This is a genomic window from Bradyrhizobium sp. SZCCHNR1098 (assembly GCF_032489375.1).
Lineage (GTDB): Bacteria > Pseudomonadota > Alphaproteobacteria > Rhizobiales > Xanthobacteraceae > Bradyrhizobium.
On the sequence record NZ_JAUEXY010000011.1, the window covers coordinates 182,799 to 202,140 of the forward strand.

The 19,342-nt window shown below is 66.1% G+C and carries 20 protein-coding genes; all 20 read right to left on the reverse strand.

Annotated features, from left to right (window positions below):
- Positions 1-3: 3 nt before the first annotated feature.
- The 20 genes from hypE to QX135_RS23350 all read right to left on the reverse strand — a co-directional run bounded on the left by hypE (position 4) and on the right by QX135_RS23350 (position 19,214).
- Positions 4-1,044 (reverse strand): hydrogenase expression/formation protein HypE, encoded by a 1,041-nt coding sequence (hypE, locus tag QX135_RS23255; RefSeq protein WP_316178520.1) that lies wholly within the window; start codon positions 1,042-1,044, stop codon positions 4-6.
- Positions 1,041-2,168, reverse strand: a complete 1,128-nt coding sequence (gene hypD, locus QX135_RS23260; RefSeq protein WP_316178518.1) for a hydrogenase formation protein HypD — start codon at positions 2,166-2,168, stop codon at positions 1,041-1,043. The genes hypE and hypD overlap by 4 nt, the downstream gene beginning before the upstream one ends.
- On the reverse strand, positions 2,165-2,401 hold the full coding sequence (locus QX135_RS23265; protein WP_315736723.1) for a HypC/HybG/HupF family hydrogenase formation chaperone: 237 nt from the start codon (positions 2,399-2,401) through the stop codon (positions 2,165-2,167). Before QX135_RS23265 ends, hypD begins: the two co-directional genes overlap by 4 nt.
- Positions 2,401-4,671 carry a carbamoyltransferase HypF gene (gene hypF, locus QX135_RS23270; protein WP_316178516.1) on the reverse strand — a complete coding sequence of 757 codons (2,271 nt, stop codon included), beginning with the start codon at positions 4,669-4,671 and terminating at the stop codon, positions 2,401-2,403. Before hypF ends, QX135_RS23265 begins: the two co-directional genes overlap by 1 nt.
- Positions 4,668-5,636 carry a hydrogenase nickel incorporation protein HypB gene (hypB, locus tag QX135_RS23275; RefSeq protein WP_316161525.1) on the reverse strand — a complete coding sequence of 323 codons (969 nt, stop codon included), beginning with the start codon at positions 5,634-5,636 and terminating at the stop codon, positions 4,668-4,670. Before hypB ends, hypF begins: the two co-directional genes overlap by 4 nt.
- The gene (gene hypA, locus QX135_RS23280; protein WP_315736719.1) at positions 5,636-5,977 is read right to left on the reverse strand and encodes a hydrogenase maturation nickel metallochaperone HypA; all 342 of its coding nucleotides are present in this window, start codon (positions 5,975-5,977) and stop codon (positions 5,636-5,638) included. Before hypA ends, hypB begins: the two co-directional genes overlap by 1 nt.
- Positions 5,970-7,076 carry a nickel-dependent hydrogenase large subunit gene (locus tag QX135_RS23285; RefSeq protein ID WP_316178513.1) on the reverse strand — a complete coding sequence of 369 codons (1,107 nt, stop codon included), beginning with the start codon at positions 7,074-7,076 and terminating at the stop codon, positions 5,970-5,972. The genes hypA and QX135_RS23285 overlap by 8 nt, the downstream gene beginning before the upstream one ends.
- Positions 7,073-7,582 (reverse strand): [NiFe]-hydrogenase assembly chaperone HybE, encoded by a 510-nt coding sequence (gene hybE, locus QX135_RS23290; protein ID WP_315778867.1) that lies wholly within the window; start codon positions 7,580-7,582, stop codon positions 7,073-7,075. Before hybE ends, QX135_RS23285 begins: the two co-directional genes overlap by 4 nt.
- Complete coding sequence (locus QX135_RS23295; protein WP_315778869.1) at positions 7,579-7,791, reverse strand: rubredoxin; 213 nt, start codon at positions 7,789-7,791, stop codon at positions 7,579-7,581. Before QX135_RS23295 ends, hybE begins: the two co-directional genes overlap by 4 nt.
- Positions 7,788-8,651 (reverse strand): hydrogenase expression/formation protein, encoded by an 864-nt coding sequence (locus QX135_RS23300; RefSeq protein ID WP_316178510.1) that lies wholly within the window; start codon positions 8,649-8,651, stop codon positions 7,788-7,790. The genes QX135_RS23295 and QX135_RS23300 overlap by 4 nt, the downstream gene beginning before the upstream one ends.
- On the reverse strand, positions 8,648-9,094 hold the full coding sequence (locus QX135_RS23305; RefSeq protein ID WP_316178508.1) for a hydrogenase accessory protein: 447 nt from the start codon (positions 9,092-9,094) through the stop codon (positions 8,648-8,650). The genes QX135_RS23300 and QX135_RS23305 overlap by 4 nt, the downstream gene beginning before the upstream one ends.
- Before the next feature lie 235 nt (positions 9,095-9,329).
- On the reverse strand, positions 9,330-9,620 hold the full coding sequence (locus tag QX135_RS23310) for a HypC/HybG/HupF family hydrogenase formation chaperone (protein WP_315736711.1): 291 nt from the start codon (positions 9,618-9,620) through the stop codon (positions 9,330-9,332).
- 22 nt (positions 9,621-9,642) lie between these two features.
- On the reverse strand, positions 9,643-10,230 hold the full coding sequence (locus tag QX135_RS23315; protein ID WP_316178506.1) for a HyaD/HybD family hydrogenase maturation endopeptidase: 588 nt from the start codon (positions 10,228-10,230) through the stop codon (positions 9,643-9,645).
- Between the two features lie 12 nt (positions 10,231-10,242).
- Positions 10,243-10,986, reverse strand: coding sequence for a Ni/Fe-hydrogenase, b-type cytochrome subunit (cybH, locus tag QX135_RS23320; protein ID WP_316178504.1), 744 nt, complete (start codon positions 10,984-10,986; stop codon positions 10,243-10,245).
- Positions 10,987-11,000: 14 nt separating this feature from the next.
- The gene (locus QX135_RS23325; RefSeq protein WP_315736708.1) at positions 11,001-12,791 is read right to left on the reverse strand and encodes a nickel-dependent hydrogenase large subunit; all 1,791 of its coding nucleotides are present in this window, start codon (positions 12,789-12,791) and stop codon (positions 11,001-11,003) included.
- A gap of 21 nt (positions 12,792-12,812) precedes the next feature.
- Positions 12,813-13,904 (reverse strand): hydrogenase small subunit, encoded by a 1,092-nt coding sequence (locus tag QX135_RS23330; protein WP_316178502.1) that lies wholly within the window; start codon positions 13,902-13,904, stop codon positions 12,813-12,815.
- Positions 13,905-14,137: 233 nt separating this feature from the next.
- Entirely contained in the window at positions 14,138-15,577 is a 1,440-nt protein-coding gene (locus QX135_RS23335; RefSeq protein WP_315736706.1) for a nickel-dependent hydrogenase large subunit, read from the reverse strand.
- A complete protein-coding gene (locus QX135_RS23340) occupies positions 15,574-16,590 on the reverse strand; it encodes a HupU protein (protein ID WP_316178752.1) in 1,017 nt (338 codons plus the stop codon). Before QX135_RS23340 ends, QX135_RS23335 begins: the two co-directional genes overlap by 4 nt.
- 15 nt (positions 16,591-16,605) lie before the next feature.
- Positions 16,606-17,727: a HoxN/HupN/NixA family nickel/cobalt transporter gene (locus QX135_RS23345; RefSeq protein WP_316178499.1), complete on the reverse strand. Its 1,122-nt coding sequence runs from the start codon at positions 17,725-17,727 to the stop codon at positions 16,606-16,608.
- Between the two features lie 170 nt (positions 17,728-17,897).
- Positions 17,898-19,214, reverse strand: a complete 1,317-nt coding sequence (locus QX135_RS23350; RefSeq protein ID WP_316178497.1) for a trypsin-like serine protease — start codon at positions 19,212-19,214, stop codon at positions 17,898-17,900.
- Positions 19,215-19,342: the final 128 nt, after the last annotated feature.

Below are 19,342 nucleotides of genomic sequence, written 5' to 3' on the forward strand. Positions count from 1 at the left end.
GTCTCAGCAGATCCGCGGCAACTGCTCGCCGGACAGCCAGTCGACGATGCGGCCGCCGCCGAAGCTCGTCGCCATCTGGACGAAGCGGTGATCGTCGGCCACGGCTTCGCCGATCTCGGCGGCATCGCGGCCGAGCGGATGCGCCCGCATGGCGGCGAGCACTGCGCCGGCCACCTCGGGCGCGACCACCGCGACGAGCTTGCCTTCGTTGGCGACATGCAGCGGATCGAGCCCCAGCAGCTCGCAGGCGGCTGCGACCGCGGGCTTCACCGGAATCGATTCCTCCTGCAGGCGGAAGCCGAGATTGGACTGCTGGGCGATCTCATTCATCGTGGCCGCAACCCCGCCGCGCGTGGGATCGCGCATCAGCCGGATGCCGGCGCCGCCGGCCGCAACCATGTCGGCGACGAGGCCGTGCAGCGAGGCCGAGTCCGAGATGATCTCGGTGTCGAAGGTGAGATTCTGCCGCCTCGACATGATGGCGACACCGTGGTCGCCGAGGCTGCCGGACAGCAGCACGCGATCGCCGGGCCTGGCTTTGTCGGCCGACAAATCGAGGCCTTCAGGCACGACGCCGACACCGGCCGTCGAAATAAACACGCCATCCGCCTTGCCGCGCTCGACCACCTTGGTATCGCCGGTGATGATCGCGATGCCGGCCTCGCGCGCCGCCACTCCCATCGCATCGGCGATCCGCTTCAGATCGGAAAACGGAAAACCCTCCTCGATGATGAAGCTCGCCGACAGATACAGCGGCGTCGCGCCGGCCATCGCGATGTCGTTGACCGTGCCGTGCACCGCGAGCGAGCCGATGTTGCCGCCGGGGAAGAACAGCGGCGAGACCACATAGCCGTCGGTCGTCATCACCATCCGGCCGGCTGCGACGTCGAACGCCGACTGGTCGTTGCCGCGCGCCAGCCATTCGTTGCCGAACGCCTCGTGGAACAGGCCGGCAATCAGTTGCGCCATCGCACGGCCGCCGGCGCCGTGCGAGAGATCGACGCAGCCGTTCTTCAGGTCGAGCCGGCGCTGATGCATGCTCATGATGCAAGCCTCCGCTGATGGTCGCGGAAGCGGCCATAGGTCCAATGCGCCGCGCAGGCACCTTCCGACGACACCATGCAGGAGCCGATCGGCGTCTCCGGCGTGCAGGCGGTGCCGAACAGCCGGCAGTCCACCGGCTTCTTCAGGCCGCGCAGAATGGCCGGACATTCGCAGGCCGGATTGTCGGCCACCACCAGCTCGGACATGGCAAAGCGCAGCTCGGCATCGAGATGCGCAAAGCCGGGCCGCAATTTCAATGCGCTCGCCGGAATGCTGCCGAGGCCGCGCCATTCGAACTGGTCGCGCAGTTCGAAGATCTCGGCGACCTCGCGGATGGCGCGCTGGTTGCCGCTGCCGGTGACGGCGCGACGATACTGGTTCTCCACCTCGTGGCGGCCGTCATTGACCTGCTCGATCAGCATCAGGATCGCCTGCATCATGTCGAGCGGCTCGAAGCCCGCGATCACGACGGGCTTGCCGTCATCGCGCGCGAACGGCGCGTAGGGCTCGGTGCCGATCACGGTCGAGACATGCGCCGGTCCGACGAAGCCGTCGATCTCGACCGTGTCGTCGCTGTCGAGGATCGCGCGCATCGCCGGCGGCGTCAGCACGTGGTTGCAGAACACGGTGAAGTTCGACAATTGCTTCTTCTCGGCGGCCCGGATCATCACGGCCGTCGGCGGCGTCGTGGTCTCGAAGCCGATGGCGAAGAACACCACCTCGCGACCGGGATTCTGCTCGGCCAGCGCGATCGCATCCAGCGTCGAATACACCATGCGGATGTCGGCGCCGCGCGCCTTCGCCTTGAGCAGCGAGGACCCGCGCGAGCCCGGCACGCGCATCAGGTCGCCATAGACGCAGAGGAGAACCTCCGGCCGTTCGGCGAGCGCGATCGCCATGTCGATGCGCCCGGCCGGCAGCACGCAGACCGGGCAGCCGGGGCCGTGGATCATGCGAACATTGTCCGGCAGCATGTCCTCGAGGCCATAGCGCGCGATCGCATGGGTATGTCCGCCGCAGAACTCCATGAAGCGATAGGCGCGCGCCGGATCGGCCTTGGCGCGGATGGCGCGCGCAAGACCTGTTGCCAGCTCCTTGTCGCGAAATTCGTCTGCATATTTCATGGCCTGACCTCCGCCACAGCCTCGCCCATCTGCCGGAGCAGGTCGAGCGTCTCGCGCGCCTCCTCCGGATCGATCTTGGCCAGCGCATGGCCGACATGAAGAATGACGTAGTCGCCGACGGCGATCTCCTCGATCAGCGCGATCGAGACCTCCTTGCTGACGCCGTCAATCGAGACGATCGCCATGTCGTCAGGCAAGAGCTTGATCACCTCGGCGGGAATGGCCAGGCACATCAGACGGTCCCTCCAGACAGCACATTGCTTTGTGTGAGATGCAGACCAGCCACCCAGGCCTGCCCGAGGCTGAGGCCGCCGTCATTGGGCGGCAGCCGGCGCGGCAGCAGCGGATCGAGGCCTGCGGAACGGCAGCCGCGCACGATCTGTTCGGCCAGATGCGCATTGAGGAAGCAGCCGCCGCTCAGCACGATCGTGCCGATGCCAGTCGCGCGCGAAGCTCTCGCGATCCAGTCGACGCAGGCCGCGGCCAACGTGCCGTGAAACAGCCCCGCCGCTTCGACAGTGTCGAGATCACGCGCGATCAGATGCGCGAGCAGCGGCCGCAGCGACAGCACGCCATCGGCAATGGTCCAGCCGCGCTCAAGCGTCGCCGGTTCACGCACCAGCGCCTCCAGCTTCATGGCCGCCTCGCCTTCATAGCTCTGCACCGTGCTGACACCGAGCAAACCAGCTACGGCATCGAACAGCCGGCCGGCGCTGGTGGTGACCGCGGTATCGGCAAGGTCTAGCAGCGTGACTATGTTGCGCGACTGGGGCTGCGCTACGAAACGCCGCTCGATCTCGTCACCGCGACCGAAATCGTGCAGCACTGACGCCGCCATCCGCCACGGCTCCCGTGCGGCCCGGTCGCCGCCCGGCATCTTCAATGGGGCGAGATGGCCGAGGCGCTGGAAGCCAGCGCCGTCGCACGACAGTAATTCACCGCCCCAGGCGCCGCCATCGCTGCCATAGCCGTAGCCATCCAGCACCAGCGCGAGGGCGGGGCCGGTCACGCCCTGTTCGGCCATGACGGAAGCCGCATGCGCATGGTGATGCTGCACGGGCAACGTCGGCAGACCTCGTGCCTGCGCGAACCGGGTCGACGCCATGTCCGGATGCAGGTCATGCGCGATCGCGACCGGCTCGACGTCGAGGATGGAGGTGAGATGCGCGATCGTCTCCTCGAAGAAGCGGATCGCGGCTGCCGTGTCGAGATCACCGAGATGCTGCGATACGAACGCCTCGTCGCCGCGCGTTACCGTCACCGTCGCCTTCAGATGAGCGCCGACCGCGAGCACCGGCGGCCCGGCACGTGCGAGCCGGATCGGCTCCGGTACATAGCCGCGCGCACGCCTGACGAAGCGGGAAACGCCAGCCACGACAGCAAGCACGGAATCGTCGGCGCGGATGACGATGTCTCGGTCATGGGTAACGATCAGATCCGCGATATCAGCCAGACCGCTCCTCGCTTCATCATTGTCGGTCAGCAGCGGCTCCCCGCTCGGATTAGCGCTGGTGCAGACCAGCGCCCATGGCCCATCAGCAGCCGCGTGGCGGCGGCGCGCCCCGAGCGCATGGAAGATCAGATGATGCAGCGGTGCGACCGGCAGCATCACACCGATCTTTGCGAGGCCTGGTGCGATCGAGGACGCAACACGCTGGCGTGAGCGCAACAGCACGATCGGCCGCGCCACCCGCTCCAGCAGCGCGCGCTCAGGCGCGTCGATCTCGGCAATCTCAGTTGCAGCGTCGGCCGTGGCCAACATCACGGCGAACGGCTTGCCGTCGCGCTGCTTACGGGCACGCAGCCGCTGGACGGCCTGCTCGTCTCGCGCATCACAGAGCAACTGATAGCCGCCGAGCCCCTTAACGGCGACGATCCTGCCATTCGCGAGCGCGGCCGCGATCTCATCGATGCCGTGGCTGAGCCGCGGCCCGCAGCTTGGACACGAGATCGCCTCGGCATGAAAGCGGCGCCCTGCGCGATCTTCGTAGTCGGACCGGCACGCCTCGCACATCGGAAAGCGCTTCATCGCCGTGGACGCACGATCGTAAGGCAGGCGCTCGGCAATGGTGAAGCGCGGACCGCAATGGGTGCAGTTGACGAAGGGATAGAGATGGAAGCGGCTGCCGGGATCGAACAACTCGGCCAGGCACGCGGCACAGGTGGCGGCGTCCGGCACGATCCGCGTCGTGACGCGCCCACTCACGCTCTCGGCAATCCGGAAGCCCGTGCCGGCGTCGGCCACGATCGGCTCGACGGCGATGTCGTCGATGCGCGCCAGTGGCGGCGTCTGCCGCGGCAGAGCCTCGACGAATTCGGCGACCTCGTCGCCCTCGACCTCGATCAGCACGCCATCAGCATCGTTGGCGACGAAGCCGCCGAGCCGATGGCGGATCGCCAAGCCATGGACATAGGGACGAAAGCCGACGCCCTGCACGGCACCGCGGACGCGGAGCCGGAGGCGCGTATGGTTCGCCGCCGATGTCCGGCCGGACGTGCTCATCCCTGCACCGCGTTCATCGCGCTCGCCCGCATCCGGTCCGACTGCTTCCTGATCCAGGCGTAGAACGCCGAGAGGCCCTCGCCGGTCTTGGCCGAGATCGTCAGCACCTCGATCTTCGGATTGACGCGGCGGGCATATTCGATCGTCTGCGCAAGATCGAAATCGAGCACCGGCGCCAGATCGATCTTGTTGATCAGCATCAGCGATGACGCTGCAAACATGTCGGGATATTTGAGCGGCTTGTCCTCGCCCTCGGTGGTCGAGAACACGACGATCTTGCAGGCCTCGCCGAGATCGAAGGCGGCCGGACACACGAGGTTGCCGACATTCTCGATGAACAGTAGCCCGCCGCGCAGTGCCGGCAGCCGGCCATAGGCTTCGCCGATCATGCCCGCATCGAGATGGCAGCCCTTGCCGGTATTGATCTGGATCGCCGGAACGCCGGTGGCGCGGATGCGCTCGGCATCGTTGGAGGTCTGCTGGTCGCCCTCGATCACCGCGACAGGCCGGCTCTGCCTGAGATCGGAGACGGCGCGGACCAGCAGCGAGGTCTTCCCGGCGCCCGGGCTGGAGACGAAGTTGAATGCCAGCACGTCATGCGCGGCGAAGCGTGCGCGGTTCTCGGCCGCGAGCCGGTTGTTCTTGCCGAGAATGTCGCGTTCGATCTGGATGATGCGTCCGCTGGAGAGACCGGCAACCTCCTGCCCCGCAGGGTTGGCCGAGCAGTCGATGCGGTCGGCGGCGTGATCATGATGGTGGTCATGCGCGTGACCGTGATCATGATGGTCATGATCATGGTGATGGTGACCATGCTCGTGATCATGATCATGGCAGTGATGGCCGTGATGATGATGATGTCCGGACTGATCATGTCCATGAGCATGTTGATGCTCACCGTGATCGTGATGATGATCACCGGATTCGACGGAGGACTTGCCGTCACTGCAGCCGCACACCGTGCACATTACTCGACCTCCAGCTCCTTGACCCGCATGTCCTCACCGCCCGTGACCTGCAGCTGATGACTGCCGCAGGCCGGACAAGGCGCGTAGCGTTGGCTGATCTCGACGCTGCGCGAACAGCCCAGGCACCACGCCGTGCCCGGCTGTTCGATGATCTCGAGCGCCGCCCCCTGCAACAGGGTCTTCGCGGTCACCGCCTCGAAACAGAATCGCAGCGCCTCCGGCGCGACATGGCTGAGCGCACCGATCTCCAGCCACACCGTCTTCACCGTGGAGAAGGCGCCCTTGCGCGCCTCCTGCTCGACGATCTCGACGATGCCCTCGCACAGCGCCATCTCATGCATCGGCCATCTCCCGGAATGCCAGGTGATAGCCGACGCAGGGATCGAACGATCCGACCATCGTATTGATGGCCTCGCGATCGCCCGTTCCGCGCAGCGCAGCCCCGGTGAGGCTCCTCACGACAGGGCCGCGCGGGTGAAAATTCCATTCCGTCGGCGCCAGATACTCGAAACGCGAGACCGCGCCGTGCGCATCCAGCTCGATTGCGTGATGCAGCCGGCCGCGGGCGCATTCAACCGCGGCGCCGCCGCGCCGCGACCCGAGCGCGTAGCTCGCGATGGCATGCTGGTCGGCCGCTTCGTCCTCAGCCTCGCCGGCCTCGATCCAGCGGAACAGCTCGGCAACCTCGGTGATCTTGGCTGAGAGGCGTTCGACGGGACCGGCTGATGCCAACTGATGGCGCTCCGCATACCGGGCCCAGACCCCGGTCTCCGGAGCCCGGCCGTCGAGTTCCGGAGCCTCAGCAAAGGCAGATCCCACGTCCATCAATTGCGCGACGATGACGTCATCGTCGGCGGCCGACAGGATGTCGTGCGCGGCCGGCATGTGCCTCCATCCTCCATCGTCGACGGCATTCCGGGCCGAGTCCATCAGAGATGCAAGCGGAGTTTCCGGCAGAACCGGCTCCGCTGGCAAGCCTATGCCCAGGACCACCATGCCCGTCTTGATTTGAGACAAGGTTGCAGCGCGAGATTGCTGCTGGGTGTCAGCGCCGGAATGCATCTGCAGCGACGCGACCGCCTGCAACAGCCGTTGCGCCAGCTGCGCGTCACTGCGATTTTGCGCAAATGGCGCGATCAGCAGCCCGCGCATAAGCTCGGCGAAGCGCTCCACCACCACGGCCTTGATCCGACGGTGACGGGTCAACGGCGGCGCCTGCTCGCCGCGTGCGGCTTCCAACGCTGACAGCAGCGCGACCTGGTGCGCACTGGCGCACAGCGAGAACAACCGCGGCAGGGCCGCGAGCAGCATATCGGCCGGCTTGCCGGCGAACAGTCGTCCCAGCGGCGGCCTCGTGCGCGGCTGAATGTCGACGCCTGTGATCAGCCGATCGGCGACCGACAGCGTCACGTCGATGCGGTTGCGAAAGGTGAGGGTCATGCGCGGCCCTCGGAGAGGGTGCCGCGCAGGAACGCACGGCGATCGATCGCGCTCGACGCCTTCGCAGCGCGTTCGGACGACAGATCATCCTCCGGCGCCGTCATCAGCGCGGCGAGCGCAGCCTCCGCCGCCGCACGCGCCGCGGTCATGTCCTCGAACTGGAACATCGGCGAGAACAGCGAGCAGCTCGCGATCCGACCGACCTCGGCAACATCGCCGATCGTGAATTCGAACGAGCCAGCCGGAAGCACGATCTTGACGACGGATCCGGCGGCGCCTTGTGCGGCCGGAGTGACCACGTTCATGAACCAGGGCGTGACGACGATTCCGAGGATGCGGCCGTCGACCACTGAAAATCCGATCGCCTCGACGTCGAGCGCGTCGTGATAGATCGGCAGCTCGCGCATCGCGCGAGCGCCGATCTCGCGATAAACGCCGGCAAGACGCTCGCCCCACGCGGCCGGCGTGACGTCCGACGTCCCCTGCCCGACCGCCTCAGTGCTCATGGCCCGACCACCATGAACTTGGCTTTCGGCGCATCGCAGTTCGGGCAATGCCAGTCATCCGGCAAGGCCGCGAACGGCGTGCCCGGCGGAATCTGCGCCACGCCATCCCCCTCGGCCGGGTCGTAGCGCGTCCAGCAGATGCCGCACTCCAGCAGCACGTCATCAGCGAGATCGCTGCGGACACCGAAATTCTCGAAGCCGCCGCTCATGTGAAATAGGCCTCGATGATCTGGGTCAGACGCTCGGCCGAATCCTCGAAATCCTCAGCCGCGGCGAGCGCGACCACCGGCACACCGCCGACCTCGAGGGTGTCGAGAATGATCGTGTCCATGGCGTTGAAGAACTGCACCGACCAGACATGACGGATGCCGGTCGCGAGCACGCGGCAGGTGCCGTAGCCACGCGACATCAGCTGGATCGGACCGTTGCCGAGCGTCTGCTGCAGGAAGCTCATGTCGGTTGGGCTCATCGGCAGCAGCGTGAAGTTGATGGTCTGCGAGCGCTGACCTGGTCGCCAGGACAGCGCGCGCTCGCGGATCTCGGCGAGCACCGGCAGCGCGTTCATGGTGCCCTCGGGCACAGGGCCGATCACGATGTCACCTGCAGTCAGATCGGCGGCGGCGCGCGACACGATCTCCGGGACGGCGCCGACTTCGACGTAGTCGTGCCGCTCATCCGCTTCCAGCCGCACCCGCCAGATGCCGGCGAGCACCGATTCCTGGATCTGAGCCAGCGTCCCGTCGGGAAGAGCCACGACGCCGGCGACTTCGCCCTCGCCCAGCACGTCGTCGATCAGCCGGCGCTCGAGATCGTTGAGGCCCTCGAGCCGGAATAATTGCGTCGGCGCGCCGGCGGTCTGCGCCGCGATAGCCGCTGCAATCGTCGACAGCAGCTCGACCGCCCGCGGGCAGCTCCGCGCCAGCGCCTCCGAGTCGAGCGAGGCCAGCTTGGCCAGGGCCCCGGAAGCGGTCAGCCCCTTGTGCGATGTATCGAGCGCCTCTTCGCCGATCGGAAAGATGTTGACCGGCTCCTCGGCTCCTTCAGGCGCGATCCAGAATCCCGGCTTCATCGCTCGGCTCCCGCAGGCTGATGGACTGGGACGATGCTGGCGACGACCGTTGCAGTCGCGCCCTGCGGCCGGTCGATCAGCCGCGAGATGCGATCGACATAGACAGACCAGTCCTGGATCTTGGCGATCAGGCCGAGCGTCTCCGCCCCGCGGCACAGGATTAGGCTCGGCTGGACGCGCACGCCGAAGCGCGTCCCGAACTCCGCCTCCGCGTCGCGCGCGATGACCGCGCCACGCAGCCGGCCCTGAAACGCTGTGATCAGCTCCGGCAGCACGATGGCCACATCGAGCGCCTCCGGAAACCGCGCGGGATCACCTGCCGACAGCAGCACGGCGACCAGCCCGGCGCGATCGGCCTCGGCGAGAAAGGCGTCGACGGTGCCGGCATCGACCTCCGGCAACCCGCCTCGCATGCGCGCGGGGTCACGCTGCTGCATTTCCATCGACGTTTCTCCCTGACCAGTTATCGTTGCCGTGCTCTCCATGTTAGCAATCAACGTGCCAGACGCCCGCGCGACAGCGGAACGCTCAATACGTTGAAATATCTCATATTTTTATTGAAATTAAGAGCTCCGCAATCAATCGGAAAGCCGCTTTCCAGATAATGTCTGGCAACTTACTTTTCTTATGGAAATCTTATTGCCAGGAATCTGGCGCCCATCCAAGGGCATAACACCGCTACCGCAGATGCTCCGGAAGCTCCGGCTCGCGCCCGATCAGGTCGGCGAAGAAGTCGTCGCAATTCTCGCCGTTCACGGCCGCCTGCAAGCCGCGCAGCGCCTCGCCGATCAGCCGCGCTTCTTCGTCATCGAGCAGGCGAACGGCGTTGTCGATATAGACGAGCACCTTGGCCCCGACCGGCGGGTTCGACAGCAACAGCACCGAGACGCGGCGCTCCTCGCCGTCGAAGCTGCACAGCGCCGAGACGCCATCGGTCTCGAGGATTGTCATCGGCAGGCCAAGACACATGTCGGATTCCCTCGCGGCGCGGTTACTCGGCCGTGCGCGCCCGCAGCTCGTAGCTGTGATGGTCGATGTCGTTCGCGAGCAGGCGTTCGTCGCCGGCGAGCGATTCACGCCGCGACACGGCGGGCGCGCCCCATTCCGCCAGGAGGGCGCAGGCCAGATCGATCGCCGGCGCGATCTGCGCACGAACCGGCGCAGTCAGCGGACCGCCCCAATCCTCGAGGTCGAGCGGCTGGCAGCCGATCAGCGCAAGCCGCTGCGGATAGCGGCCGAGCAGGTCGGCCGCGCTCAGCACTTCCTGGAAGCCCGTCTGGTGCAGGCTCATCTTCTTGGCGCCGGTGAAGCGCGGCACCTCGTCATCGCGGACGAGCTTGAGCTCGCCCGGCACAAGGCCATAGTCGATGGCGTCGAACACGATCAGGCCGTCGGCTTCCTCGACATAGTTGACGAGGTAAAGTCCCTGCGTGCCGCCATCCAGGATCGTGACGTTGTCGGGCACGGTGAAGCGGCGGTGGAATTCCTCCACCACCCGCACGCCGAAGCCTTCGTCAGCCCAGAGAATGTTGCCGATCCCGAGCACCAAAATGCGATCGCGCCCGCGCTCATCGACCATGCCGGCCTCCTGCTACTCGCGGAACTGCCGTTCGCCTGAGATCATCGAGGAGATGATGCTCTGGCGCGACATGATGTCTTCGCGAATGGCGGCATAGACATGCACCATCACGAACGTGACCAGCGCCCACATCCCGAGATGATGCCAGGTATGCACATCCTGGCTGTTCGGCCAGATCGCAAACACCCAGCCAAACAATTTGTGCTGCCAGCTGTCGATCCCGGTGCCTTCCGAATAGAGCGCAAAGCCAGTGACGATCATGAAGGCGACGAACAGCGTGAAGCCGGTGAACATTGCCGTCTGCGCCAGGGGATTGTGGCCGACATACATCTTCGGCTCACGCTCCAGGAACGCGTACCAGCGAATCTCGTGCAGCACTTCCTTCCAGAACTGCTTGCGATGCACCGGAATGTAGAAGATCTGCCGGGAGTGATGGTTGCCGACGAAGGCCCAGAAGATGCGGGCGAGGAAGAACACCGCCAGCACCTGTCCGGCCGCGAAATGGGCAAAGCGGATATAGCCCATCACGAAGTTCGCGGACGCCTCTCCCGACACCGTCGGGAGAGGCGATCCGATCAGATAGCCCGTGACCATCAGCACCAGAATCGCGAACGCGTTGACCCAGTGGCAGATGCGCACGGGCGCTTCGTAGACATAAACCGTGGGCCGGCCGATCGCATGCTCGCCGGCCGCATCGGCCGCGATCGCGGCCAGATTGGGCTCGGACTCCGCGGGACGTGCAACTGCATCCATCATGGTGCTTCTCCCGCCTACCTGACCTTGACCTTGGCCAGCTCCTGTCCGTCCGGACTCATGACGTGCGTCGAGCAGGCCAGACACGGATCGAAGGAATGGATCGTGCGCAGGATCTCTAGCGGCTGCTCGGGATTGGCCATCGGGGTGTTCATCAGCGACGCCTCGAATGCGCCGATGTTGCCCTTGGGATCCCTGGGCGAGCCATTCCAGGTCGTCGGCACGACGCACTGATAGTTGTCGATCTTGGTGTCCTTGATCTTGATCCAATGCGCGAGCGCGCCGCGCGGCGCCTCGGTGAAGCCGACGCCCTTGGCCTCTTTCGGCCAGCTCTCGGGCTTCCATTTGTCGACATTCGCCGTCGAGCTGTCGCCCGCCTTGATGTTGGCGATCAGCTTGTCCTGGAAGTAGCGCATCTGCCGTCCGGCCCAGACCGATTCCAGCGCGCGCGCCGCGGTGCGGCCGAGCGTGGAGAACAGTGCCGTCAGAGGCAGGTCGAGATCTTTCAGGAATTTGTCGACGGGATCCTTGAACTCCGCCTTGTTCTGCGCATAGCCGACGACCCAGCGTGCGAGCGGTCCGACCTCCATCGCATGTCCGCGCCAGCGCGGCGCCTTGATCCAGGAATATTTGCCGCCCTCGTCGAGCTCCTTGATGTCGGTCTTGGTGCCCTTGGCATTGGGGCCGAGCACGTAGTTCGGCTCGGTGATGCCGTCCCAGGGATGCAGTCCCTTGGTCTCGTCGGGATATTTGTACCAGGAGTGAACCACGAACTCCTGGATCTCGTCCGGATTGGCGTGATCGACCGGAAACACCTCGGACAGGTTGCCGTTGATGATCGCGCCACGCGGCAGCTTCAAGCTCTTGGCGGAGTAGTCATTGGCATGCTCGGGCACGTCGCCATAGGCGAGCACGCTCTTGCCGGACAGGCCGCCGCCATAGAGCCAGTCCTTGTAGAAGGAGCCGATCGCGGCGACGTCGGGGAGATAGACCATCTCGTTGAACTCGATCAGGCGATCGATGATCGAGGAGACGAGGTTCAGCCGCTCGATGTTGATGGCGCCGACCGCACCGGTGCCGTCGATGTTGATCGGACACGGCACGCCACCCACGAGCCAGTTGGGGTGCGGGTTCTTGCCGCCGAAGATGGTGTGGATCTTGACGATCTCCTTCTGGAAATCGAGCGCCTCCAGATAGTGCGCCACCGCCATCAGGTTGGCTTCGGGCGGCAGCTTATAGGCCTTGCTGCCCCAATATCCATTCTTGAACGGGCCGAGCTGCCCCGACTCGACGAACTTCTTGAGGCGGGTCTGGAGGTCCCTGAAATAGCCGGGCGACGACAGCGGCCAGCTCGAGATCGACTGCGCCAGTGTCGACGTCGCCTTCGGATCGGCCGAGAGCGCCGAGACCACGTCGACCCAGTCCAGCGCGTGCAGATGATAGAAGTGCACGACGTGGTCGTGCACTTGCAGCGCAAGCTGCATGAGGTTGCGGATGGAGTTGGCATTCTCCGGAATGGTGATGCCGAGCGCGTTCTCGACCGCGCGCACCGATGTGAGCGCATGCGTTCCGGTGCAGACGCCGCAGATCCGCTCGGTGAAGGCCCATGCGTCGCGCGGATCGCGATTCCTGAGGATCACCTCGATGCCGCGCCACATCGTGCCGGTGGAAACCGCATTGCGGATGACATTGTCGGAGTCGACGTTGACCTCGACCCGCATGTGTCCCTCGATCCGGGTGACCGGATCGACGACAATGCGCTTGCCGGAATTGTCGAGATTGAAGCCGTTGGGAGTCTGGATGCCCATCGTTGCCTGCCCTGAATGCGATCAATGATCTTGTTTGGCGTCGTCGCGCTTGGTGGCGAGCCGTTTCACGGCCGTCGCCGCCGCATGCGCCGCGACCGCTACGCCCACCGTGCCCGCGGCCACCATGCCGACCTGGTCGGCGTTGTGCTCGATGCCGAACTGCTTGATGTTGGTGAGACGGTCGTAGAACGAGCCCTTGTCCCAGAAGCCGTCCTCCGAGCAGCCGATGCAGCCGTGACCGGACTGGATCGGGAACGACACGCCGCCGTTCCAGCGCACCGTCGAGCAGGCGTTGTAGGTGGTCGGGCCCTTGCAGCCCATCTTGTAGAGGCAGTAGCCCTTGCGCGCGGCCTCGTCGTCCCACTCCTCGACAAACTGGCCGGCGTCGAAATGCGGCCGGCGATAGCACTTGTCGTGGATACGCTGTGAGTAGAACATCTTCGGCCGACCCTGGCGGTCGAGCTCAGGCAGCTTGCCGAAGGTGGTGATGAAGGTGACGACGCCGGTCATGACTTCCGCGATCGGCGGGCAGCCCGGCACCTTGATGATCGGCTTGTTGGTGATGACCTTGTCGATCGGGGTCGCCTGCGTCGGATTGGGCTTTGCCGCCTGCACACAGCCCCAGGAGGCACAGGCGCCCCAGGCGATGATCGCCATGGCGTCCTCGGCCATCATCTTCAGCTTCTCGACGAACGGCTTGCCGCCGTCGATGCAGAACATGCCACCTTCGTTCAGCGGCGGATTGCCTTCGACCGCGAGGATATACTGTCCCTTGTACTTCGCGCGTGTCTCGTCGAGGATGGCCTCCGCCTGGTGGCCGGCCGCCGCCATGATGGTGTCGTCATAGTCGAGCGAGATCATCGACAGCACGGCATCCTTCACCAGCGGATGCGCCGAGCGGATGAAGCTCTCCGAGCAGCACGTGCACTCCAGCCCGTGCATCCAGATGACCGGCGTGCGCGGCTTGGTTTCCAGCGCATTGGCGATGCGGCTCGCCGCGACCGGGCCGAGGCCGAGGCTCGTCGCGGTCAGGCTGCAGAATTTGTGAAAGCTGCGCCGCGTGATGCCCTGACGCCTGATGACGCTGTAAAAGGTTTCCGTTGCCGCGCCCATGAGTCCTCCCCTGACATCGCGTTGGCGATCATCTGATCGCGTTCTGGCGAGAAGGACAGCAAGATGCGGGCCAGCATCATTGCTGGATTTGAATCATAATGATTTCAGATGCTTGAGGCGGTGCGATCGCAGCGACGGAGCCTTCGGTGGTGGATCGCGCGCGACAATCGGAAATCACGCGCTTTGCACCGACAATCTTGTTTCCGCTTGCCGCCTGCCTGTGTGCAGCGCGCTCAATGCGCCGTGCAGACCATGCAGGGATCGAACGACCGCACCACGTGCTGGATGCCGACCGCACGCGCGCCGGCATCGCCGACCTCGGTGCCGACGAGCGCCTGCTCGAGCGGGCCCGCAACGCCGTTGGCGTCGCGCGGCGAAAAATTCCAGCTCGTCGGCGCGATGATCTGATAACGCTCGATCCGGCCGGAGCGCACTGCGAGCCAGTGGCCGAGGCTGCCGCGCGCAGCTTCCACGAGCCCGACGAAATTGCCGTCGACCGCGCTGGCGCTGTTTTCGCAAAACGGCTCGTTGAGACGCAATGCCTTGATCCAGTGCTCGATCGACAGCGCGAGCTGCGCGGTTTCGATCAGCCGGGCGATGACACGATTGCGGACATTGCTGCGACCGCTCGCGAGCAGCGCGGTGACCAACGGCTGACCGTCGATGGCCTGCCTTGCGAGAGCGCCGACCTCGACCGGTTCTCCCGCGAGACGCGGCGCCTTGCACCAGCTATAGGCGTCGGCTTTGTCGGCATCGGGCACGGTGCGGCTCTCGGACGGATCGAGCGACGTATCGTGCATCCAGGCGTGCGAGACGTCCTCGGTGATGCCGTCCGACGGCAAAGCCTGGACCTCGCCACTGCTCGTGCGGACGCCAGCGCGAAAACGAGCTCCATTGAAGTCGTGATACGCGCCGAAGCTCATCAAGAGACCTGGTCCGCTGCCGAGGTCGGCCAGCGCGAGCGCATCGGCCAGCCGAAGGAAATGCGCGAAGTCGCCGGCTCGGCCCTCGCGCCAACGGTCGAGTTCGTCCGGCGTCGACAAGGCGAGCACGTTCTCCAACTTGTCGGCGAACAGGACGCGCTCAAGGAAACCGCGAAACGACGCCGCGATCGCGCTGAGCCGCACGCGCTCGCCGAGCTCGATCGCGCGGGTCGTCCCGCCTGGCTGGAAGGCGAGACTGTGCGGCCATTTGCCGGCGATCAGGCCCATGATCTCGAGCAGTCGCGCGCGCGCCGGCAGCGCATCGCGGGCAGCGCTGCCCTTCGTCGCCGCGAAACGTTCGGCCGCGGCCGAATGCCAAGCGTGCGAGGCATAAGCATCGCGGGCGAAGTCCGGCATGAAGAAGATGTAGAAATGCGTCAGATGATCCGCCGCGTTCTCGGCCGCGTGCGCGATGTTGCTCGCGAGGATGCCGTTTGGTGCTGCCGCAATGCCCATGGCCTGGCGCAACGCCGCGGCGGCCGCGATCGATTGCGACACGGAGCAGATGCCGCAGATGCGCGGCGCGATCACCAGGGCGTCGAGCGGCGGCCGGCCCTCAAGGATCTGCTCGAAGCCGCGATAGAGCGGCGCCGTCACCTCCGCCCGCGCGACGCGGCCGCTCTCGATATCGAGCCTGACCTCGAGATCGCCTTCGACACGATTGAACGGTCCGACCGTGATCCGCGTCATGGACGGCGCTTGTCGCCGGAACGGCCCGGCGGCACCACGACATGATCGGCCGTCGCATTGAGTCGGACGCGGCGCGGCGTGGCCGATTTCGACAGCGCTGCGAGCGCGACGAACCAGGCTTTCGGCATGTCGGTGGGAAGGCCGACGGGGATGCCGGCGAGCTTCGCCGTCTCCAGATAGTTCTGCGCGCTCTCGAAGCCCGGCGAGGTGCAGGCGATGCAGGCATAACCGCCCTTGGTGCAGGAGCCGCCGCCGTTCCACGAGCGCTGATTGCAGTCGCCGACCGCCTGCGTTGCGCGGCAGCCGAGATGCTCCATCAGGCAGCCGCGCTCCGACATCGTCTCCGCGCTCGCCTTGAACTCGTAGAACTCGTTGCGCGAGCAGCCGTGATGAGCGAGGTGGTTGGCGATGAAGGTCGGACGGCCGACCGCGTCGAGACCATCTGCCGTCAGATCGCCCGAGGTAAGCGCCAGCAGGCTCTCCATCATCCAGCCTGGATGCGGCGCACAGCCTGCGACGTTGATCACCGGCAGCCCGCGTTTCGAGCGGAAGGCCGCGCCAAGCGCGCCGCCGATATCGCTGCCCTCGAACTGCAGTCCGACCGCATCGGTCGGATTGATGCCAGCCGCGGGAATGCCGCCATAGGCGGCGCAACTGCCGACGGCGACGACGTAGTCGGCCAGCGGCGCCAGATCGAGCAGCCAGTGATAGATCGAGCGGTTGGTGCCGGCGAGCATGTTGAAGCGGCCGGTCAGACCGGGGCCTCGCGCCACCGAGCCTTCGAGCACCAGCAGATCGAGCCGCTCGCGGCCGTCGCGGATCGCCTCCAACAGCTCCACGACCTCGTCCCCTGTCTGCTCGCTGACGGAGGGATGCCATACCAGATCGATGCCGGATTGGCGCAATTCGTCGAACCAGCCGGACGCACCGCTTTCCAGGATCGACATGGTGCAGCCGCCGCAGCTCGCGCCCTGCAGCCACAGCATCCTGATCGTTCCCTCCGAGCCGACCATCATGAGGCCCCGCTCCTAGCCCGTCTTATGCGTTCCGCTTCGTATCGCCGGCGGGTTTAGCGCCCCCGCACGAACGCTGGCAAGCGCTTCGCCGGGCGTCGCCTCGGAACCGCGCTGACTGCGACCGAGCAGCATGGCGACCGCCCAGACCAGTCCGAACAGGCCGATCGCGACGATTCCGAGATTGGCGACACCGTCGCCCAGCGCGGTGGCGACGTCAGCCCATCCCCCCGTCAGGCCAAGCCGCGGCGCCAACAGCGTGAACGCCTCGAAGCTGCCGATCACCAGCGCGATCGCAACGGATGCGCCGGTGATCACGAGGTTATAGCGCAGCTTGCGTGCGGGATCGGTCAGCGCCCAGCGATAGGCGCCGACCATCAGCATGCTGTCGGCGGTGTCGACGGTGGCCATCGCAGCCGCGAACAGCGCCGGGAATACCAGCACATGGACGAGGCTCGCGCCGCGCGCAGCCTCGGTCGCCGACAGGCTGAGAAGCCCGATCTCGCTCGCGGTGTCGAAGCCGAGACCGAACAGGAAGCCGAGCGGATACATGTGCCAGGCGCGTCCCACCAGGCGGAGCACGGGGCGCAGCAGGCGGATGAGGATGCCCCGTCCGCTGTTTCCGGCTGTTTCCATCTCGGACTGCGGCTGTGCGGCGCGGCGCCAGAGGTTCACGAACAGAATGAGGTTCGCCAACGCGATAAGCAGCAGGAAGCCGGCCGACACCGACGTGCCGATGACGCCGCCGATCGCCCTGATCGCACTCTCTTCATCCAGGAGGTCGGCGCCGGCGATGAGGCTCACGACGATGGTGGCGATGACGACGACGCTGGAATGGCCGAGCGCAAAATAGAGGCCGGCGGCGCGCGGAGGGTTACCGTCCTGCACCAGCTTCCGCACGACGTTGTCGATCGCCGCGATGTGATCCGCATCGACCGCATGGCGCAGTCCGAGCAGCCAAGCCAGCATCGCGGTGCCGACGATGGCGGGCCGGTCGGCGTAGAGCGCGAATGCCCAGGCCCAGGCGAGCGCGTTGGCCGCGACCAGCCCGCCGACGAGCGCAACGTTGCGGCCGGGCTGCGACCGCCACCACAGCAGCCGCGCGGCCCGAGGATGATCAATTGGAACAATCGTCATACTCGGACTATAGCAAGAGCCAGGCCAGTTCGGTAAGGCCCCGCTGCAGGCGAAAGCTGCAGGAAAACCTGGGTGGCGCTTCCCGGACCGCCCTCTCGCTTGGCAACCCGCTATCCAGTCACGCACAGATCATGACCAGCGGCGGGACCTCGTCTCTCTCGCTCCTTCCCTCACCGCGCCGAGGCACTCTGTGCCGCGATCTCGCGCCGCACGACCGCCTCGAAGCGGCTCGCGGGGGCGGCGAACATCAGCCGGGTCTCCTCGTGGAACGCCGAGAAGATGCCGACCACGGCCGGCTCCCCGCCGACCTCGGCCAGGATCGGCGAGCCCGAATAGCCGAAATTGGCCAGGCAATGCACTGTCAGCAGCCGGGCATCCCCGGTCATGCCGGCGCTGCAATTGCGCTGGCCGGTCGGCGAATAGCGCCGCTCCTGGCCGTAGCCGATCTCGGAGATGGTGCCGGCCGTCGTCGCAGCCTGCAATTCCTCGCGGGTCAGCGCCTTGACCGCGACCGGCTTCGACGGCAGCGCGTCCTTCAGCACAATCAGCGCCCAATCGGCGGGCGAGCGGTCGAGCGACCATCTGTCGTGCCGGGTCGGAACGAAATCGGGCGCCACGATCAGCTTGTCGGCGACCGACGATGCCGCCGGCGTGCCACGGTTCATGCCGGCCAGGAAGCGGACGTTGCCGGGGCTGACCTGCGCCACGCCGTTGAAGACGCAATGCGCGGCGGTGAGCACGACGCGCGGCGCGACCAGCGTGCCGGTGCACCAGCCGCCGCTCGAGTATTGCGCGACGGTGACGACGCCGATCGACGACGCCGGCCAGGAGGTGGGATCGACGACCTCGCCGATGTGGCGATCGAGCCCGAGCAGTTGCTCCGGACGCGGAGTGGCAATGCCCGCATCCGCCGATTCCGGTTTCGGCTGCCAGGACGCAATGGCGCTCTGGGCCTGGACGCGCTGCGGCTCGGTCAACCTGACCCGCTGCACGTCGCGGCCGGCCGATCGCACGCCGCTACGGCCCGCCATCACCAGCCAGGCATAGCCCTGCACGACGTCCTGCTTTGCGCCACGGCCGTCGAGCAGCATCAGGCCGAGCATGTATTGCGACTGGGCGAAGCCCTGCGCCGCCGCGCGGCTGAACCAGCGACTGGCTTCGCCGTAGTTGGAGGCAACACCCTCGCCGTTGACGTAGGCGATGCCGAGATAGTGTTGCGCGACGGCGAGCCCCTGATCGGCGGCCTTGCGGTACCAGGCCAGCGCCTCGCTCGGATTACGCGGCACGCCCCAGCCGAAGGCGTGCATGAAGCCGACGTCGAACTGCGCCCGCGCATCGCCCTTGGCGGCCAGCGGCAGCAGCCGTCGCATCGCCGCCGCATGCTGCCCGTTGCCTGCCGCCGCGACCGCGTCTTCGAGCTCGGCGGCCGGGGCGCCCGCCAAGCTGCCGAGCAGCATGACAAGAGATATGATGATGGTCTTGATCAAGGGCGTCCGCTGGGACCGAAACATCGTGACGGGCCACGAAGCAGACACGATCAAGACGGCGGCGGCGTGGCGGAAAGCGGACCGCGATCTCCTCAATCGGGCCCGCTCGCGCCTCACACCTTCTTCAT

What these genes read in the sequence shown, in the direction of transcription:
- QX135_RS23265 (WP_315736723.1), bottom strand. Translation starts at nt 2,401, where the DNA reads ATGTGCCTGGCCATTCCCGCCGAGGTGATCAAGCTCTTGCCTGACGAC.
- hypB (WP_316161525.1), bottom strand. Translation starts at nt 5,636, where the DNA reads ATGTGCACGGTGTGCGGCTGCAGTGACGGCAAGTCCTCCGTCGAATCC.
- cybH (WP_316178504.1), bottom strand. Translation starts at nt 10,986, where the DNA reads ATGATGGATGCAGTTGCACGTCCCGCGGAGTCCGAGCCCAATCTGGCC.
- QX135_RS23345 (WP_316178499.1), bottom strand. Translation starts at nt 17,727, where the DNA reads ATGACGATTGTTCCAATTGATCATCCTCGGGCCGCGCGGCTGCTGTGG.
- hypD (WP_316178518.1), bottom strand. Translation starts at nt 2,168, where the DNA reads ATGAAATATGCAGACGAATTTCGCGACAAGGAGCTGGCAACAGGTCTT.
- QX135_RS23325 (WP_315736708.1), bottom strand. Translation starts at nt 12,791, where the DNA reads ATGGGCATCCAGACTCCCAACGGCTTCAATCTCGACAATTCCGGCAAG.
- QX135_RS23300 (WP_316178510.1), bottom strand. Translation starts at nt 8,651, where the DNA reads ATGAAGCCGGGATTCTGGATCGCGCCTGAAGGAGCCGAGGAGCCGGTC.
- QX135_RS23335 (WP_315736706.1), bottom strand. Translation starts at nt 15,577, where the DNA reads ATGACGCGGATCACGGTCGGACCGTTCAATCGTGTCGAAGGCGATCTC.
- QX135_RS23340 (WP_316178752.1), bottom strand. Translation starts at nt 16,590, where the DNA reads ATGGTCGGCTCGGAGGGAACGATCAGGATGCTGTGGCTGCAGGGCGCG.
- QX135_RS23310 (WP_315736711.1), bottom strand. Translation starts at nt 9,620, where the DNA reads ATGTGTCTTGGCCTGCCGATGACAATCCTCGAGACCGATGGCGTCTCG.
- hypA (WP_315736719.1), bottom strand. Translation starts at nt 5,977, where the DNA reads ATGCATGAGATGGCGCTGTGCGAGGGCATCGTCGAGATCGTCGAGCAG.
- QX135_RS23330 (WP_316178502.1), bottom strand. Translation starts at nt 13,904, where the DNA reads ATGGGCGCGGCAACGGAAACCTTTTACAGCGTCATCAGGCGTCAGGGC.
- QX135_RS23285 (WP_316178513.1), bottom strand. Translation starts at nt 7,076, where the DNA reads ATGACCCTCACCTTTCGCAACCGCATCGACGTGACGCTGTCGGTCGCC.
- hypF (WP_316178516.1), bottom strand. Translation starts at nt 4,671, where the DNA reads ATGAGCACGTCCGGCCGGACATCGGCGGCGAACCATACGCGCCTCCGG.
- hybE (WP_315778867.1), bottom strand. Translation starts at nt 7,582, where the DNA reads ATGAGCACTGAGGCGGTCGGGCAGGGGACGTCGGACGTCACGCCGGCC.
- QX135_RS23315 (WP_316178506.1), bottom strand. Translation starts at nt 10,230, where the DNA reads ATGGTCGATGAGCGCGGGCGCGATCGCATTTTGGTGCTCGGGATCGGC.
- hypE (WP_316178520.1), bottom strand. Translation starts at nt 1,044, where the DNA reads ATGAGCATGCATCAGCGCCGGCTCGACCTGAAGAACGGCTGCGTCGAT.
- QX135_RS23295 (WP_315778869.1), bottom strand. Translation starts at nt 7,791, where the DNA reads ATGAGCGGCGGCTTCGAGAATTTCGGTGTCCGCAGCGATCTCGCTGAT.
- QX135_RS23305 (WP_316178508.1), bottom strand. Translation starts at nt 9,094, where the DNA reads ATGGAAATGCAGCAGCGTGACCCCGCGCGCATGCGAGGCGGGTTGCCG.